Below are 16,603 nucleotides of genomic sequence, written 5' to 3' on the forward strand. Positions count from 1 at the left end.
AAGTTGACTACAACTGATTCTACGACCATGGGGCATCAGCTTCAAAATGTTTGCGTAAGAAAGTTTCAGCGCCCGGCGCCCGGCGGGCGCGTCACAAACTCCAGGCGGAGCAGCGAAAGCCACTCCCGCGGGACGGCCACGGTCAGGAAGCCGTTGCCCAAATCCGCACCCAGTCCCAGCACGTCGGGGTCCGAATTCAGCCGAATTCCGGGCACGGCGGCGCCATCGATCGTGAGGTCGACCCCGGCCTCGAGGTGGGCTTCGGTGGCCGGGTCCGTGAGCTCGCCGGGAAACGCCCCGCGCATGCGTCCGGCACGAAAAGTGTTCATCAAAATGTAGTTCACGTGGCCCACCAGCGCGGCTTCAACAGTGCGGGACGGCTCGGCTTGATCGAGGTGGGTTGTCCGCACGGTGTCCCACAGGAGCGGATACCGCATCCGGGCCCGCCACTGCTCCCCCGCGGCCTTGCGGGCAATACCCGGCGGGCACCCGACCCCCACCCGGCGTCGGCCGCCGTCGAACACGCTACCGGCGGACGGTCCCGGCGTACTTGGGGGTAAGCGGGCCGTGGGGGATAATTTCGGTAGTGGAGGGAACCCTTCGCCCGTTGGAGGCCGTGCATGGCCCGCATCATGAAGAAGGCATCCGCTTGACGAACATTCAGCCGCCCGCTGCCACCACCGAGGCCCCCACGGGCGGCCTGGGCCATTCACTCAAGCAGCGACAGCTGACCATGATGGGTTTGGGCAGCGCCATCGGCGCCGGACTGTTCCTGGGTTCCGGGGAAGGCATCCAGAAGGCGGGCCCCGCCGTCCTGGTGTCTTATCTGGTGGCCGGCACGCTGATCATCCTTGTCATGTGGGCGCTCGGTGAAATGGCGGCGGCCAATCCCAACTCGGGCGCGTTTTCCGTCTACGCCCAGAAGGCGTTGGGTCCGGTGGTCGGATCAACCGTCGGCTGGCTCTGGTGGCTGCAACTCGTGGTGGTCATTGCGGCCGAGGCCCTGGGCGCCTCCGCCCTGCTCGTCACAGTTTGGCCGGTTTTGCCGGCCTGGGCGCTGACACTGATCTTCATGGCCGTCTTCACCGCCATCAACCTGACAAGCGTGAAGAACTACGGCGAGTTTGAGTTTTGGTTTGCCCTGCTCAAGGTCGCGGCCATCATCATGTTCCTGCTCTTCGGCGTGGCCCTGCTGCTGGGCCTGATCCCGGGCGCCACCTCCCCCGGGCTCGGCAACTTCGTCAATCACGGCGGCTTTGCCCCCAACGGCCTCTCCGGCATCGCCGCTGGGCTGTTCGTGGTGGTCTTTGCCTTTGGCGGCACGGAAATCGTGGCCGTGGCCGCGGCCGAGACCGCCGATCCCGCACGCAGCGTCACGATCGCGATCCGCACCGTGGTGTGGCGGATCCTGGTCTTTTACATCGGCTCGATCTTTGTCATCGCCGCCGTTCTGCCGTGGACGTCGCCCGATCTTGCATCACCTTTCGCCGGCGTCCTGGACTCCGCCGGGGTGCGATGGGCCGGCATGGCCATCACCCTGATCGCCGTCGCGGCCCTGCTCTCCGCCCTCAACGCCAACCTCTACGGCGCGTCACGCATGATCTATTCGCTGGCAGAGAGGGGCGAGGCCCCGCGCATCTTTGCCCGCACCAACTCCCGGCGGGTGCCGCTGGCGGCCGTCGCCGTCTCGGTGTCCTTCGGATTCGCCGCCGCCGTGTTGGAATTGCTGTTTCCCGACCGGGTGTTGTCGGCCCTTCTCAACCTCGTCGGATCCACGTGCCTGATCGTGTGGGGCACCGCCTTGCTCTCCCAGCTGATCCTGCGCCGCCGGGCCGACCGCGACGGCACGCCGCTGCCACTGCGCATGCGTGGTTTCCCGGCCCTGACCATCGTCGGATTGGTCCTGCTGGCCGCCATTTTCGCCGTCGGATTCACCGGCGCCACGAGCCGCACCCAACTCCTGGGCACCTTTGCCCTGGTCGCGGGCATCGCGGCCGCCTGCTGGCTGGCCCAACGCAGCCAGCGCAGCGTGGTGGCCAAATAGCGGACCGGATTGCATCCGCACAAAATTGTGACTAGCGTCTCAGGTGGACGGTGTGCTCAACGGCGCGCATACCGTTCGCAGTTCGCCGCACCTTTTCGCTACTGTTGACGTACGACGGCGGCACACGCCACCGTAAGGAAAGGTCCGGTTCACATGGCAGCCCAAGGCAAACACTCGGCCCCGGAGGCCGCCCACACGATCGAGGGATCCCTGCCCGGGCTCAACGTTGCCGCCTTTGATCCGGAGCAGCCAGCCAACCTCCCGCCCGTCTTCCTCATCCACGGCTTTGCCTCCTCGATCGAATTGAACTGGGTGAAAAGCGGCTGGGTCAGCGCCCTGAACCGCGCCGGCCGCCGGGTGCTTTCAGTGGACTTGCCCGGCCATGGCGGGAGCACCTCCCCCATCGACCTGGACTCCTACACGCCTGGCAAGATCCGCGCGGATTTGCTGCAGATCCTCATCGACATGGGCGTGCGCCCTTTGCGTGAGGGCGACCCCGCCTCGGGCGTCGACCTGATCGGCTATTCGCTCGGCTCGCGGCTGGCCTGGGAATTTGGTGCCACCCAGCCGGAGCTGGTGCGCAAGATGGTGCTGGGCGGGCCCAACCCGAAGGATCCGCTGGCCGAGTTCGACCTGGCCGCCGCGCAGGACTTCCTCAACGACGGAACACCCATTGCCGACGAATCCACCGCGTGGCTGCTGGGCATGGCCCAGCTGATCCCCTCCAACGATATTTTCGCGCTCCTGGCGCTCATCCAGGCCATCAAGATGGAACCGTTCGACCCCACCGACGCGGTGCCGAAGATGCCGATACTGCTCGTGGCCGGCGAACACGACGAACGTGCCAAGACGATGGGGCAGCTGGCCGCCCTCAACGGCCGCGCCGAACAACACGTCATCCCCGGCCGCACGCACAACAACGCCGTGACAAGCCGCGATTTCAAGGACGCCGCGATCGCCTTCCTCGGCTAAAGTCCGCACCACAACCCAACACGCCACCACCATGGCGGTGCGGTCCTGATGCCAGGACGACGGCGGTGCCGCCTAAGATGAATCCATGACAGAGACCCCCGGCCCGGCCCATTCCCAGACACTGTCCCGGGGCGTGCGGACGCTGGAGATCCTTGCCGCGGCCCCCGGGCCGCTGACGATTGCCGAGGTCGCGACGCAACTGGGCGTCCACCGTTCCATCGCGTACAGGATTGTGCGCACGCTGGAGGACCACTCCCTGGTGGTGCGTGACTCCGCGGGCCGGCTGGCCCCCGGACCCGGTCTCGCCGTGCTGGCCCGGGGCGTTTCGCGAGACCTGCAAAGCGCCGCGCTGCCCGAACTCACGGAACTTTCGCAAAGCCTGGCCATGACCGCATTCGTGGTGATGTGGGACCGTGAGGAGTGCGTGACACTGGCCGCCGTCGAGCCGCGGCACTCGGGCGCAACCCTCGCCCAACATCCCGGCACCCGGCACCCTGTGGGTGTTGGCGCCCCCGGGATCGCCCTGCAATCCCTTTACACGCCCGAACAATGGCGGATTCAGGCGCCGGGCCAGGTGTACCGGCCCGAGGCCGCCGAGGCCGCACGGCTCGGATATGCCACGAGCCATGATGAGGTCATTGCCGGCCTGTCCTCGGTGGCGGCGCCGGTGCGGATTCCCGGTGGCCGGCCGGCCGCCGTGGCCGTGGTCTACATCCGCAACGACCAGGACCCCGGCACTATCGGCACGGCGGTCCATGCCGCGGCGTCGCGGATCGAATCCGCGCTGGCCTAAGCGCCCCGCTGGGCAGCGCCCGTCAGGCCTTGGCCGGGCGGCGGAGCACCACTGCCGTGACGATGCCGAGCACCAGCAACGTCCCGGCGGCCGCGATCGGCACGATGAAGGCCGCATGGTAGCCGACGGACTGCGCCAGTGATCCGGCGATCGAGGAGCCCAGTGCGGTGCCGGCCACGATGCCGCTGGCCAGGGCCGTCATGACGGTGCCCATCCACTGCGGCGGGGCGATGACGCTGCCCACGCTGAAAATGGTGACCATGGTGGGGCCGACCGGAATGCCGACCAGCAACAGCACGATGATCATGGTGCCCAGCGACCCCGGCAACAGGAAGGCCGCGGTTCCGGCGGTCATGAGCGCGGCCGTCAGCACCCAGCGCCAGGCGTGCTTGAACGTGGCCGGCCAGTAGGCGACGGACAGGGCCGCAAAGGCGGAGCTGGCACCCATGACGGCGTACATCAGCCCGGCCTGATCCACCGAGCCGTGGACGCCGGTAAAGGCCGTCAGGGCCGTTTGCGAGGATCCGAAGAAGGTGCCCATGCACAGCATGCCCGCCACGGGAACCGCCACCTTGAACCAGTTGACGGAGTCCTTGGGCACGTAGCCGGCGTTGCCGTTCATGCCGGCGCGGCGCGGGGCCACGGCGGTGTGGGTGGGGTGGATGGCGAACAGGGTCACGAGCGAAATGGTCATGACGGCGGCCAGGACCAGCGGCAGCCACGGTGCCACGAGGGACGCCAGCAGGCCCACCAGGGCCGGGCCCAGCACGAAGGTGATCTCGTCGGCGGTGCCTTCCAGCGACAGCGCCGTATCGACCAGCGGCCCGCGCTGTTCCTTGGGCAGTTTCCGGCTCAACGCCATCCAGCGCACCCTCGACAACGGGCCCACCTGCGGGGACGAGGCACCGGCCAGCAGCGCGACGACCAGCAGGCCCACGGTTGCCCCCGTGGTGAAATCGTCAATGGCGTAGGCCAGCCCGACCACGGCAGCCACGATCACGGCGTTCACCACGGCGGAGACGATGAGGACGGGCTTTTGGCCAAGCCTGTCCGCTAGGTAGCCGATCAGCGGCGCGCCGATCGCGGCGCCGATCCCGATGGCGCCGGCGGCAAAACCGCCGATCGCGTAGGACTTGCTGACGGCCGTGACAAGGGTCAGCACGCCAATCGTGAGCATGGCCAGGGGGACGCGGGCAAAAAGGCCCAACGGAATGTAGGAGGTGCCGGCCAGCCGGGGCAGCATGGCGTAGCGGCCGACTTTTTTCTCCGGCGCGGGGGCTTCCTCCGTGACGGTGGAATGCCCCGCGGGGGGTCGTGAAACAGGGGGAAGTGAGGAGGTCATTGGTATCCGCTCAGCACAAAGTGGCGTGTACCGTCCCGGCCTCCCGGTACACCCAACCCAAATTCTTCCTCCAGTCTACCCGGCCTGCCCCAGGGACAGTGTTGATCCGTTCCGGCCCTTGGTCACGTGCAGGTGCATGGGAATCCGGGTTTTCATGTCCGCCACATGGCTGACCAGGCCCACCACCCGGCCGCCGTCACGCAGTCCTTCCAGCGCATCCATGACCTGGTCCAGCGATTCGTCGTCCAGGCTGCCAAAGCCTTCGTCGACAAAGAGCGTTTCGATGTCCAGTCCGCCGGATTCCTGTTGCACGACGTCGGCCAGCCCCAGTGCCAGCGACAGCGACGCCATGAACGACTCCCCGCCGGACAGCGTTGACGTGTCCCGGCTCAGCTGGGTCCACTCATCCACGACCTCAAGGCCCAGCCCGGATTTCCGGTTGCCGCCGGCCCGCGCGTCGGTGTGGCTGAGCGTGTAGCGGGCGCCGCTCATGGTGGACAGGCGGGCCGATGCAGCCATGGCCACCTGTTCCAGCCGGGCCGCCAGGACGTAGCTGGTGAGCGTCATCTTCAACTGGTTCTCGCCGGCGCCGCGGACGGCGTCGGCCAGGCCGCCGAGCAGGGCGGCCCTTTCACGCAGCGGCGCCACGGACGCCTCGCTGCGCTCAAACGCGGCCCTGGTCTCGGCCAGTTGTTCGCCGGCGTTGCGAGCCAGCGCCAGCTGCACGGCGGCGGCCCTCGCGGCGGCGGCGAAGCCCCTCGAGGCGGAGCGCAGTTCCTCCAGTTGTGCCGCGGTGGGGGCGCCGATGCCCTTGCCCGCCTCGACGGCCGCGGCGGCAACGTCGGCGGAGTTCAACTGCGCCGTGTTCAGGGTGCCCGCACGGCCGTAGTCGTCCAGCCGTTCCTGGACGGCAGCGGCTTCGCCCGCAGCCAGCCGCGCGTCGCGTACCGCGGCGGCGTCGGCGAAGCTGCCACCGGCCAGGGCCAGGGCAAGCGCGTCGGCGGCCTCGGTCCCCGCCGTTTCGGCGGAGTCCCGGCGGCGCAGCGCATCCTGGAGGTCCCCGATCACCTGCCGGGCAGCCGCAATCGCTTCACTCCGTCGCGCGAGGGAATCGTAGCCGGCCCGAGCCGCCAGCAAGCCGTCGGCCAGCTGCCCGGTTTCCTGGGCCAGTGCCCCGTTGGACGCGGTCAGCGAGGCCACCTGCGCACTGGCCGCCAAAAGGGCCTCCTGTGCACGGGCCACGGCCGTTTCGGTGGCCTCGGAATCGGCGGCAAGCTCCGCCAGCCGGGCGTCCGCGGCCATGGCCGCATCGAGGCCTTCCTTGGCGAGTTCGACGTCGGCCCGCGCCTGCGCCAGGTCCTTCCCGCCACCGCGTTCGGCCAGGACGGCCAGTTCCTGGCGGGCGCGGGACAGCCCGGCCAGCGCCGCCTCCGCGTTCGTTTCCGCTTCCCGGTGGGCCGCCTTGGCCTTCTTTTCGGCTTGTACGGCGTCGGCGCCGGAGCCGGCCAGCGTGGACGGTGCCGGGTGGACCGTGCTGCCGCAGACCTGGCAGGGTTCGCCGTCCACCAGGGTCGCCGCCAGCTCGCCGGCGGCCAGCGACAGCCGGAGTTCGACGGCGTCGAGCCAGCTGCCCTTGGCGGCCAGCGCGGCCTCACGGCTTGCAAGGTCGGCGGCGGCCAGCGTGCCCACGGTCTCGGCTTGGGACGTGTGGGCGAGGATGCTGTCCACCAGCTCACGGGCGCTCCCGTGGCGCTCCCGCGCCTGCGGGAGCGGGACCGCGTCCGCCCGCAGCACCGCCAACTCCGTCCGGATTTCCGCCAGCCGTGCCTGCCCGTCTGATTGTGCGCCCTGGTGTGCCGCAACGTCGGCGGCGGACTTGGCAAGGGCCAGTTCACCGGCTGCCAGCTCGGCTGCCAGTTTCACGAGGCGCTGTTCGCCTGGTTCCGCCGCGGCGACGGTGGCCAGCTGCCCCGAAAGGTCCTGGTCCAAGGCGCCCAGTGCCGCCAGGGTGGGGTCCGCGGCATCGGCCTCTCCGGCAAGTGCCGTGGCCAGCGCATTTGCGGCAAACCCCTCCGTGGCCGCCCGGACCCGCTTGCCGGCGTTGTCCAGGCTGGCGGCGGTTTTGTCGGCCGCAGCCACCACGGCAGCCAGCACCTCGGCTTCACGATGGCGTTTCATGGATTCACGCCAGCCGTCGGCGTCCGGTGCCAGGGATGCAAGCCGGGCCTGCTCGGCAAGGGCGGCGTCGCGCACTGCGTGCCGGCCGTGGCGTTGTTCGGCCGCCGCAAGGGCGTCCACTGCCTGTTCGTTCCTCTGCTCGGCGTCCGCCACGGCATCGCCAAGCTGCCGCTGTGCGGTCGCAATGGATTCGGCCAGCCAGTCAAACAACTCGGTGCCGCTGGAGTCCAGTCCGGCGTGCGCCACCTCCGCATTGGCGGCATCGCCGTCAACGGCGTCGTCCGGAGTCTCCCCCGTCTCCTCATCCAGCAGTCCGGAGGTCTCAAGGACCTGCAGGGACTGGGTGCGGGCCAGGGCCTCGTGACCGGCCAGGCGCGCCATCCCGTCGGCCACCCCGGCCGCGGCGTCCCGGGCGTCCGCGGCAAGCCGGAGTTCGACGTCCTGGTAAATTTCGGTGCCAAAGAGCTTTTCCAGCAGCTCCTCGCGGTCCTTGGCGCTGGCACGCAGGAACGCGGCAAATTCGCCCTGCGCCAGCAGGATCACCTTCGTGAACTGCTCCATGTTCATGCCCAGCAGGCGCTGGATCTCACTGGCGGCCTCGTCGTTGCGTTGCGATAGCGGCACCCAGCTTCCGTCGACCTTTTCGCGCAGCTGTGTGCTCGCCTGCTCGCGGGTGGTGCCGGATCCGCGCTTGGCCGGGCGCATCCATTCGGGGCTGCGCCGCACCTCCAGGCGCCGGCCGCCGGCGCTGAATTCGCAGACCACCTCGGGGCCCACGCCGTCGGCGGCATGGTGGCTGCGCAGCCGTTTGACGGCACCGTTGCGTGCGCCGGGAACCTGGCCGTACAGGGCATAGGCCACGGCATCAAGCACGCTGGTCTTGCCCGCGCCGGTGGAGCCGTTGAGCAGGAACAAACCCTGGGCGCCGAGCGCGTCGAAGTCGACGCATTCACGTCCGGCGAACGGCCCGAATGCCTGGATTTCAAGGCGGTGAATCCTCATTGGGCGGCCTCCAGGGCGTGGACGGAAGCCAGGGCCTCGCGCAACACCGTTTGTTCGTCGTCGTCGGCGGGCCGGTGGCGGACATGGTCTAGGAAACCGCAGCACAAATCCAGCTCATCGACCGCCCCGGAGACCCGCTGGCTGTAGGACTTCGCGGTGGCGTCCCTGGCATTCTCCGGCTCAAAGGTCAGCACCAACGTATGCGGGAAGCGGGTGCGCAGCCGCTCCATGGCGTTGGCCGGCCTGTCGTCGTCGGTGAGCGTGATCTGGCAATAGTGCGTCTCTGCGTCCGCCCACTGCTCCCCCGCCAGCACGTCGTCGAGCTTGCCCCGCACCAGGGAAAGTGCGCGTTCGGGCGCCCAGTCAATGGCCCGGACGGCACCAAGGCCGGCCTCGGTGATGTCAACGAGCCAGGCGCCCTTGGTGTGGGCGGCCTCGGAGAAGGAATACGGCAGCGGCGAGCCGGAGTAGCGAACGGACTCGCTGAGCTTTTGCCGGCCGTGCAGATGACCCAGGCCCGTGTACGTGAAGCCTTCGAACAGATCCAGCGGCACGGCACCGACCCCGCCGATCGACAAATCCCGTTCGCTCGCCGAGGTGATGCCGCCGCTGGCAAAGGTGTGTGCCAGCACCACCGAGGCGGTGCCGGCCGGGCGTTGGGCCAGGTCCGCCTTGATGCGCCCGACGGCGGCCTCGGTCACGGCAAAGTGGGTGGCGGCGTCGGCATCGAGCGCTTCGGCCACCAGACGTGGTTCCAGGTACGGGATGCCGTAGATGGCAAGCTGCGGTCCATCAGTGCCGGCGCCCAGCGGCAGCATGACGGGGGTGGCGAGGTCGGCGATCCGGGTACGCAGGTGCACCCCGGCCCGTTCCATGATGCGGCCGCCAAAGCCCAGCCTGGTGGCGGAGTCGTGGTTGCCGCTCGTGAGCACCAGCGGCACTCCGGCGGCGCTGAGCCGGGCCAGGATGTCGTCAAAAAGGTTGACGACGTCCACGTTGGGCAGGGCGCGGTCGTAAACGTCCCCGGCCAGTAACACCACGTCGACGTGTTCGCTCTCCACGGTGTGCAGCAGTTGGTCGGCGAAGCGCCGTTGGGCCGCCAGCGTGCCAACGCCGTGGAACGACCGGCCCAGATGCCAGTCCGAGGTATGCAACAACTTCATGGTTCAAAACTATCCGACGGCACCGACATTCCCGGCCAGTGCCGCCGGGCGGCGCCCATGCCCTGCGGCGCCGCTAATCCGTGCAGGCGGGCAGGGTGCCGTCGGGATCGAGGGATTTGAAGGAATTGATGAACGCATCCCAGGCGGGGACGTCGGGCTGGGCGGATGCGAATTGCAGGGCGTAGAAGTGCTTCCCCGCGTACGCCACCAGGGTCCGGGCCGTCACGGTCACGGTTCCCATGTCGAGGGTGAAGTCGGTCTGCAGGCCATGGTGACCGTCAAGATCCCGGGGAGTCTCGGAAAGGACATCGTAGGTGGCGTCGATCTGCTTGGCGGCGGAGGCCACGCCCATGGTGCTCGACTGGTCCATACCGCTCTTAGCCTGGGCGGCCGACAGCTCGCACGATTGGTCCAAAACCTGCACGGTAAAAGATTGAATATCGTCACCGCCAAAGAAGCCCTGCACATTGCCGACATGGGCCCCGAGCTGAGCTTCCGTGGCCTTGGTGGCCTTTCCGGGGAAGACGGCGCTAAAGCCCGCGGATTCGGAAACGAACGCCTTGGCACTGCCCGCTGCAGGGGACGCCGCCGCTGCGGCGGCACTCGGCGCGGAGGTCGAAACGGCTCTCGTAACGGCGGTCGACGGCGAAGCGAGCGCGGAAGCAAGGGGCGGTATCGGATGCAGATCAAGGAAAGCCGGCAAGACAACAGTGGCACCCACCACGGCACCCGCCACGGCACCGGCACTCACACCGATCAGCAGCGGCACCACCCACCGTGGCCGCGGGCTTTTCACCGGCGGTAAGGCCGCCACGGCTGGGACGGAGTCTTCCGGCTGGACCGGATCGGTCATGGTTCCCCCTGGTGAGCACGATAGGCCGCCCACCGGGTGGACGGCCTATCGCAGACTCTAAGGCAATGCGGTTCACCGGAGAATAGCTCCGAGAAACTTTTATCAGGGCATTTCCCTCCCGGCGGCTACTTGCCCGAGGAGTCGAAGAAGTCCTGGGCCTCGTTCTTGCGCGGGGCTGCCGGGGCGGCAGGAGCTTCCGCCGACGTGGCGGAGGCCGGGACGGGCCGCGGCAGGGCCGCCTCGTCCTCGGCCGCGTCGGGAGCCTCGACGGCGTCGTCGTCATCGTCGGAGGCGGCGACGTCGTCGGCAGCCACGGCGGGGACCGCAACCGGGCCAACGGACTGGAAGGAGCGGTAGATGGCGGCGGCGAGCGCGGCACCACACAGCGGAGCCAGCCAGAACAGCCACAGCTGACCCAAGGCCCAGGAGTCGGAGAGGAAGACCACGGACATGGCGCGGGCCGGGTTCAGCGAACCGTTGCTGATGGGAAGCGTGATGGTCATGGCCACGCCGAACGCCAGGCCGATCGCGATGGGGCCCAGGGTGCCCTTGTTGCGCACCGAGGTGGCGCCGAGCAGCACTGCCACCAGGATGGCCATGGCGATGACCTCGACAATCAGCACCCCGGCAAACGGAACCTTTGACGGTGAATGTGCGTCATAACCGTTGGCGAGGGAGCTGAAGATCTTGCCGACCCCGCCCGTCGCATCGCTGGGCAGGACCTTGATCAGCACATACAAGACCATGGCGGAGAGGATAGCGCCAACGGTCTGGGCCACCACGTACAGCACGGCCGGAACCCACTTGATGCGCCCGGCCACGGCCATCGCCACCGAGAACGCCGGGTTGAAGTAGCCGTTGCTGACATGCCCAAACGCCGCCAGCGCCGCCACCATGGCCAGGCCGTAGGCGAACGCGACGGTGGACACCGTCGGGCTGAACAGGGCCGTGGCCAGTCCGGCAAAGACGATGAAGAAGCTGCCCAACGCCTCAATGGCGATGCGGGTGCTCAGCGGGTAGGGCTGCACCGGGGCCTGGGCCGATCCGGATGTAGTCATGGTGGAGTGGTCCTTCGGTTGGAAGTGTTTGGTCTTTGTGGCGCCGTTGCCGCGGTTTTGCGGACTACATGCCCAATACCAGGGCACCCATGGCCGCAACAGCCAGAGCCACTATAGCGGCCGATGCTGTACGTAACATAAGAGGCGAAGGGGCTATGTCGCCCTGCATTTCCAGCTGCCCGACGCCGGCGCGCAGCACCCTGATCCGGCCCACCGCACACGCCACCAGGGTGATGGTGGTCAGGCAGGCGACGATCGCGGCGATGCCAAGTCCCACCACATGGTCGGAGAGTCCGGTGCTGAAAAGTCCGGCCGGCGCGGCGCCCGTGCTTTCCTTGGTGAGCGCGTGCAGCCACCCCCGCCAGATCAGGATGTCGGCGGCAATGACGCTCATGATGGTGCGCCGCCAGGACAGTGCCGTGCGTTCGGGTTGCAGGCCCGGGTCCCGGGGTGGCGCGATGGGGGTGGACACGTTCGGCGCCTAGGGGCGGGTCAGGATCAGGATCGCAAAAACCAGTGCGGCCCCGGCAACCACCACCGTCATGCCCAGCAGCAGCCACGAGTGTGGCAGTTCCTGGTTGTTGCGCATGGCTTGTTCCTGGTGCGCCCAGCGGCGGTAGCTCACAATCGCCAACGCGGCCCCGATCAACGCCAGGACCATGCACAGGATGATCCTTACCAGGGTCGGTGCGATTTCCGGTGCGAGCTGGTCAATGGCCACGGCCCCCGCCAGCAGTGCCAGCGCCGTGCGCACCCAGGCCAGGAACGTGCGCTCATTGGCCAGGGAAAACCTGTAGTCGGGGGTTGTTCCGGACCGCCGCCAAGCCGGCTCGCGCATGATGCTCCTTGTAAGGTGGGGTACTCCCTATGAGTCTAATGTCCGGCGGGCCGGAGCGGACGCAAGGGGGAAGGGAACGGTAAATTGGAGCCATGACCATTGCAGCAGAACCCACCAACGCCCCGCCCGCCAATTTTGCCAGCCGCGTCCAGGCCACGCTGATGGGTGGCGCGCTCGGCGATACGCTGGGCTACCTGGTGGAATTCGATTCGCTTGCCGACATCACGGCAAGGTTTGGCCCGGCCGGGCTGGTGGATTTGTCCCAGGCGAACGGTGCCGTGCACTTCTCCGACGACACCCAGATGACGCTCTACACCCTTGACGGACTGGTGGAGGTCCTGGAGTGGGCGCAGGACGGCGTGGGCGCCGACATCAACGCCTGCCAGTGGCTTGCCTACCTGCGCTGGCTCAAGACCCAGGGCATTGCGGCGGCCGGCAATGCCCCCGAGCCGGCACCGCGCTGGATCGATGGCCAAAGCGTATTGCGCCACCAGCGGCACCCGGGCAACGCCTGCGTTTCGGCGCTGGCCACGGGTGAGATGGGCACCTCGTTCCGGCCGCTGAACGTTGATTCAAAAGGCTGCGGGACCGTGATGCGCTCGGCCCCGTACGGGCTCCTGCCCAACATTCCGGCGGAGACCATTTACAAGATCAGCTCCGATGCCGCGTCCTTGACGCACGGCCATCCCTCCGCCCGGCAATCCTCCGGCGCGTTCAGCTGGTTGATCCATGCCCTGGCCATCGGCGGCCTTGGCTTGCGTGAGGCTGCCGAGTCGGCCCGGGACAGGGCCGCCGCGGAGCCGAATGCCGCACCCGAGCTGCTGGCCCGCCTGGATGCCGCGCTTGCACTTTCCGCGGACGACGCCGAGCCGCTGTCCGGCGCCGCCCTCACCGACGCGCTGGGGCTGGGTTGGGTGGCCGAGGAGGCGCTGGCCGTTGCCCTGTATTCGGTGCTGGCAACCGCCGGCCCGGCGGTGTCCCCCGTGGAGCACTTTTTGGCCGCGGTGCGCCTGGCCGTCAACCACGACGGCGACAGCGACTCCACGGGGTCGATTGCCGGGAACATGTTGGGCGCCTTCTACGGCGAGGCCGCGCTCCCCCCGGCCTGGCTGCAGCTGTGTGAGGCACCCCAGTTGGTGCACCATCTGGGCGCGCAGTTCATCAAGCTCACAATCGGCTAACGCCACCCGGAGCGTGGCGCCGGGCACCTGCGACACACTCCGGCGTCGTGCCTGATGGCGGGTCAGCGGCGGATGTTGGCGCATTCCTCGCAAATGCTCTCGGGGATGAGGCCGCGGCGGGCCAGCACACCGAAGATGATGCAGCCAAGGCACACGCCGAACATCGATTCCAGCGAGGCCGCGACCACCACCAGCAGCATCAGGATCCAGCCGGCCGGGGACGCGCCAGCCAGCAGCAACACCAGGGCCGCGAGCGTGAGGACGGCCCCGATCCCCTGGGCAAAACGCTTGGGCGGGCCCGGCACCAGCCGGGGCTCGCCAAGGAGCGGGGCCAGCACCTTCACGGACAGGAGCGCAGCCGGGGAGATGCGCGGGCCAAAGGCCAGGCGCAACACGAATCCTGCGGCGATGACGGCCACCAGCCAGACCTGGCCGGTCAGCACGGCCGTCAGGGACAACACCACCACGATTCCGGCGGTGAACCGGGCGGCGAACTCATTGACGGGGTTGGGAAAGGCAAAAAACCGCTTGAGCCGGCCGGGGCGCGGCGCCTGGATGAATTCGGTGGCGGTGGGGATGCGGTCGGACAGGGAGCTCATGTCCCCAGCGTAGGACCGCGGGCATCGCGTAAGGAATGATTGTTGCGCGCTATGACAAAACCGGCCGGCCTGCTCGCTCAGCCCGCCCCGTCCCTAGCTTTGGTAGAGCGCCGCCATGGTGGTGGCGGCCTCCCGCATCACGGCCTGCGCCCCGGGCGGGCTCGTGACCCGCAGGTGGGTGCCGAACTGCAGCAGCTGGCGGACGCCTTCCAGCTGGTCGTAGGCGAGCGTGATCTCCACCCGGCCGGCCTCCAGCGGCTTGTGGCCGGTCAGTCGTGAGCCCAGGATCCGTCGGGCAAGGTCGAGCCTGTCGGCGGCCAGCGTCGCAACGATCGTGACGCCGTCGCGGTTCTCCACCGAGGCGCTGAGGTGGCGGCTCACACGGGCCAGCGACTCACCCTCGCGCAGCCGCCGGCCGGCCGGCAGCAGTTCCCAGCGTTGGAGCCTGTCCAGGAGATACAACCGCGGCGCCCCGCCGGCGTCGGCCACCAGATACCAGCGGCCCGCCTTCGCCAGGAGGCCATACGGGTCGACCGTGCGCCAGGAAGGGCCTTGTTCGGCACTCCCCCGGTAGAGGATCCGCAATCGCCGGCCGGACTGAAGGTCCCTGCCGAGATCGGCGACGGCAATCCCTGACGACTCGGGGCTGAACCAGGGCAGGTTGTCCACCACGACCAACTCGGACAGGGACAAAGGCAAGGGCACCGGGGAATGGCCGGTCACGGGACGGCGGGAGGCAAGCTTTCGGTGGGCCGTGCGCGCCGGTGCGTCGACGCCGAGCTGGCGTGCCTGCCCGGGGTCCAGCCCCAGCAATTTCAAGGCATCGATCTCGGCGGGGCTGAGCCTGGCCACGTCAAGCTGCGAACCGGGCAGCAGGACGATGCCGCCATAGCGGCCGCGTTCGGCGAAGACCGGCACGTCGGCCTCGGCCAAGGTGTTCACGTCCCGCAGCACGGTCCGCACCGATACGTCGAGCTCCCCGGCGAGCTCGGCGGCGGTCATGCGCTGACGGGTTTGGAGCAGCAACATCATCGAGAGCAGGCGCTGATATTTCATGTCCTCAGTATTGCCCAATACCTGACATGGCGTGTCAGGTATTGCTGCCAGTATGGGAATTGTCAGCAGGCACCAACAACCAAGGAGACCATCATGGCCACGCCAAACCTGTTCCTGATCTACGTCACGGACGTTGAACGTTCCACCGCGTTCTACGGCGAGCTGTTCGAGATGGAACCCGTTGTCCGCACTCCCCGTTACGTCCCGTTCGAGGTCGCCCCGGGCGTGCTGTTCGCCCTGTGGTCGGGCCGGGCCGACACGCTCAAGGCGGATTCGCCGCGCACCAGTGAGGTCGGGCTCATGGTGTCGGGTTCACGGGCGGCCGTCGACAGCCGTTATGCGCAGTGGACGGCCAAGGGGGTCACCGTCATCGAGGAACCATACGATGACGTCTTTGGACGCACCTTCGTCATCGCCGACCCCGACGGGAACCTCATCCGAGTGTCCCCCGTCGACTGAGCTGGAGCTTCGCAGCTAGCCCACCATTTGCATGAATTCGCCCTCGGAGAGCACCTCGATGCCCTGGCCGCGTTGCTGCAACTCCAGGACGCGCGCCGCCTTGGAGGTGAGCCGGCCGCTGCGCAGGTCCGTGGCGGCAAAGCCGCCGCCCACCACCAGGACGGTGGTCTTGCGGGTCACGCTGCTGGCGCACTGGGCGCCGTAGTGCGAGGCCCGGAGCTTGGCCTCGGGGCGGGCCAGCGCCAAATCCCCGTGAAGACGATCGTTTGGCCGTACAGCGGATGGGTGGAATCGGCCGCCGCATTGGGGACCGGGTTGGGGCCTTCGGTGGACCAGCTGGAGCGGCCGCCACGCCCGGTGCGGGGTGCGCCCGAGGCCTGCTGGGCCGCGGATTCCGCCATTTTCTCCAGCGCGCTGCGGGTCGCCTTGGACATGCCGTCGGTGGCCGGATCGTAGGAGTCGATGTGCGGCATGGCCAGCTTCATCGAGGTGAAGACGTCCCGCACCGAAGACGCGCCGTGCTTGGCGGCAATGTCCACCATGATGCCGGCACACGCCCGGGCATCCTCCACGGCGTCGTGGTGGTGGGCCAGCGGCACCCCGGCCGCCTCGGCCACGAACGGCAGCGAGTAGGAGGGCAGCGAATAGTTCTTCCGTGACAACACCACGGTGCACGCATAGTCGTAGGCCGGGGCGGCCATGCCGGAAACTTCGGCGGCGGAGCGGATCACGCCAATGTCGAAGGCGGCGTTGTGCGCCACGAGCATGTCGGAGCCAATGAACGCCTGGACCTCGCCGAACACGTCGCGGAACCTGGGGGCGGCGAGGACGTCGTCGGGGGTGATGCCGTGGATGGAGATGTTGCGTGAGTCAAAGTGGTCGTGGCCCTCCGGCGGGCGCATGAGCCAGTAGCCCTCATCGACGATCCGGCCGTCGCGAACCTTCGTCAAACCGACGGAACAGGGCGATCCCCTAAATCCGTTGGCGGTTTCAAAATCAATTGCAGTAAAGTCCACAGGCACGCTTCAAGGCTACCGCTCCGCGCCGGGGTGCGCGCATCACGGC

The 16,603-nt window shown here is 68.2% G+C and carries 15 protein-coding genes and 1 pseudogene; 5 read left to right on the forward strand and 11 right to left on the reverse strand.

What is annotated here, in order from left to right:
• Window positions 1-65: 65 nt before the first annotated feature.
• Entirely contained in the window at window positions 66-437 is a 372-nt protein-coding gene (locus tag AL755_RS15450) for a hypothetical protein (protein ID WP_054011761.1), read from the reverse strand.
• Window positions 438-649: 212 nt separating this feature from the next.
• Here AL755_RS15450 and AL755_RS15455 point away from each other — a divergent pair, with 212 nt between their 5' ends.
• From AL755_RS15455 to AL755_RS15465, 3 genes are all read left to right on the forward strand, one after another.
• Complete coding sequence (locus AL755_RS15455) at window positions 650-2,044, forward strand: amino acid permease (RefSeq protein WP_272946691.1); 1,395 nt, start codon at window positions 650-652, stop codon at window positions 2,042-2,044.
• A gap of 153 nt (window positions 2,045-2,197) precedes the next feature.
• Entirely contained in the window at window positions 2,198-3,016 is an 819-nt protein-coding gene (locus AL755_RS15460; RefSeq protein WP_054011762.1) for an alpha/beta fold hydrolase, read from the forward strand.
• Between the two features lie 85 nt (window positions 3,017-3,101).
• On the forward strand, window positions 3,102-3,809 hold the full coding sequence (locus AL755_RS15465) for an IclR family transcriptional regulator (RefSeq protein ID WP_054011763.1): 708 nt from the start codon (window positions 3,102-3,104) through the stop codon (window positions 3,807-3,809).
• Between the two features lie 22 nt (window positions 3,810-3,831).
• Here the strand turns inward: AL755_RS15465 and AL755_RS15470 are convergent, their stop codons facing one another.
• The 7 genes from AL755_RS15470 to AL755_RS15500 form a co-directional block, all read right to left on the reverse strand.
• Entirely contained in the window at window positions 3,832-5,151 is a 1,320-nt protein-coding gene (locus AL755_RS15470; protein WP_054011764.1) for an MFS transporter, read from the reverse strand.
• Between the two features lie 75 nt (window positions 5,152-5,226).
• Window positions 5,227-8,331 carry an AAA family ATPase gene (locus tag AL755_RS15475; protein WP_054011765.1) on the reverse strand — a complete coding sequence of 1,035 codons (3,105 nt, stop codon included), beginning with the start codon at window positions 8,329-8,331 and terminating at the stop codon, window positions 5,227-5,229.
• Window positions 8,328-9,494 carry an exonuclease SbcCD subunit D gene (locus AL755_RS15480; protein WP_054011766.1) on the reverse strand — a complete coding sequence of 389 codons (1,167 nt, stop codon included), beginning with the start codon at window positions 9,492-9,494 and terminating at the stop codon, window positions 8,328-8,330. The genes AL755_RS15475 and AL755_RS15480 overlap by 4 nt, the downstream gene beginning before the upstream one ends.
• Window positions 9,495-9,567: 73 nt before the next feature.
• Window positions 9,568-10,347 carry a hypothetical protein gene (locus AL755_RS15485; protein ID WP_054011767.1) on the reverse strand — a complete coding sequence of 260 codons (780 nt, stop codon included), beginning with the start codon at window positions 10,345-10,347 and terminating at the stop codon, window positions 9,568-9,570.
• A gap of 125 nt (window positions 10,348-10,472) precedes the next feature.
• On the reverse strand, window positions 10,473-11,405 hold the full coding sequence (locus AL755_RS15490; RefSeq protein ID WP_054011768.1) for an aquaporin: 933 nt from the start codon (window positions 11,403-11,405) through the stop codon (window positions 10,473-10,475).
• A 64-nt stretch (window positions 11,406-11,469) separates the two neighbouring features.
• Window positions 11,470-11,877, reverse strand: coding sequence for a DUF202 domain-containing protein (locus AL755_RS15495; protein ID WP_054011769.1), 408 nt, complete (start codon window positions 11,875-11,877; stop codon window positions 11,470-11,472).
• Between the two features lie 9 nt (window positions 11,878-11,886).
• Window positions 11,887-12,243: a YidH family protein gene (locus AL755_RS15500; protein WP_054011770.1), complete on the reverse strand. Its 357-nt coding sequence runs from the start codon at window positions 12,241-12,243 to the stop codon at window positions 11,887-11,889.
• Window positions 12,244-12,341: 98 nt separating this feature from the next.
• Here AL755_RS15500 and AL755_RS15505 point away from each other — a divergent pair, with 98 nt between their 5' ends.
• Window positions 12,342-13,424 carry an ADP-ribosylglycohydrolase family protein gene (locus tag AL755_RS15505; RefSeq protein ID WP_054013107.1) on the forward strand — a complete coding sequence of 361 codons (1,083 nt, stop codon included), beginning with the start codon at window positions 12,342-12,344 and terminating at the stop codon, window positions 13,422-13,424.
• Between the two features lie 62 nt (window positions 13,425-13,486).
• Here the strand turns inward: AL755_RS15505 and AL755_RS15510 are convergent, their stop codons facing one another.
• Together AL755_RS15510 and AL755_RS15515 are read right to left on the reverse strand one after the other, a co-directional pair.
• Entirely contained in the window at window positions 13,487-14,023 is a 537-nt protein-coding gene (locus tag AL755_RS15510; RefSeq protein ID WP_054011771.1) for a DUF4395 domain-containing protein, read from the reverse strand.
• Window positions 14,024-14,116: 93 nt separating this feature from the next.
• On the reverse strand, window positions 14,117-15,079 hold the full coding sequence (locus tag AL755_RS15515) for a helix-turn-helix transcriptional regulator (RefSeq protein WP_054011772.1): 963 nt from the start codon (window positions 15,077-15,079) through the stop codon (window positions 14,117-14,119).
• Window positions 15,080-15,172: 93 nt separating this feature from the next.
• On the opposite strand from AL755_RS15515, the gene AL755_RS15520 reads away from it, so the two are divergent.
• Window positions 15,173-15,538: a VOC family protein gene (locus AL755_RS15520; protein WP_054011773.1), complete on the forward strand. Its 366-nt coding sequence runs from the start codon at window positions 15,173-15,175 to the stop codon at window positions 15,536-15,538.
• A gap of 15 nt (window positions 15,539-15,553) precedes the next feature.
• Here the strand turns inward: AL755_RS15520 and AL755_RS15525 are convergent.
• A pseudogene (locus AL755_RS15525) lies at window positions 15,554-16,560 on the reverse strand (exonuclease domain-containing protein).
• Window positions 16,561-16,603: the final 43 nt, after the last annotated feature.

Origin of the sequence: Arthrobacter sp. ERGS1:01 (assembly GCF_001281315.1) — a bacterium.
GTDB lineage: Bacteria > Actinomycetota > Actinomycetes > Actinomycetales > Micrococcaceae > Specibacter.

Bases quoted from the DNA above. Each gene is read 5' to 3' on its own strand.
- AL755_RS15465 (WP_054011763.1), top strand. From the start codon at position 3,102: ATGACAGAGACCCCCGGCCCGGCCCATTCCCAGACACTGTCCCGGGGC.
- AL755_RS15515 (WP_054011772.1), bottom strand. From the start codon at position 15,079: ATGAAATATCAGCGCCTGCTCTCGATGATGTTGCTGCTCCAAACCCGT.
- AL755_RS15450 (WP_054011761.1), bottom strand. From the start codon at position 437: ATGCGGTATCCGCTCCTGTGGGACACCGTGCGGACAACCCACCTCGAT.
- AL755_RS15460 (WP_054011762.1), top strand. From the start codon at position 2,198: ATGGCAGCCCAAGGCAAACACTCGGCCCCGGAGGCCGCCCACACGATC.
- AL755_RS15470 (WP_054011764.1), bottom strand. From the start codon at position 5,151: ATGACCTCCTCACTTCCCCCTGTTTCACGACCCCCCGCGGGGCATTCC.
- AL755_RS15485 (WP_054011767.1), bottom strand. From the start codon at position 10,347: ATGACCGATCCGGTCCAGCCGGAAGACTCCGTCCCAGCCGTGGCGGCC.
- AL755_RS15475 (WP_054011765.1), bottom strand. From the start codon at position 8,331: ATGAGGATTCACCGCCTTGAAATCCAGGCATTCGGGCCGTTCGCCGGA.
- AL755_RS15520 (WP_054011773.1), top strand. From the start codon at position 15,173: ATGGCCACGCCAAACCTGTTCCTGATCTACGTCACGGACGTTGAACGT.
- AL755_RS15490 (WP_054011768.1), bottom strand. From the start codon at position 11,405: ATGACTACATCCGGATCGGCCCAGGCCCCGGTGCAGCCCTACCCGCTG.
- AL755_RS15500 (WP_054011770.1), bottom strand. From the start codon at position 12,243: ATGCGCGAGCCGGCTTGGCGGCGGTCCGGAACAACCCCCGACTACAGG.
- AL755_RS15510 (WP_054011771.1), bottom strand. From the start codon at position 14,023: ATGAGCTCCCTGTCCGACCGCATCCCCACCGCCACCGAATTCATCCAG.
- AL755_RS15480 (WP_054011766.1), bottom strand. From the start codon at position 9,494: ATGAAGTTGTTGCATACCTCGGACTGGCATCTGGGCCGGTCGTTCCAC.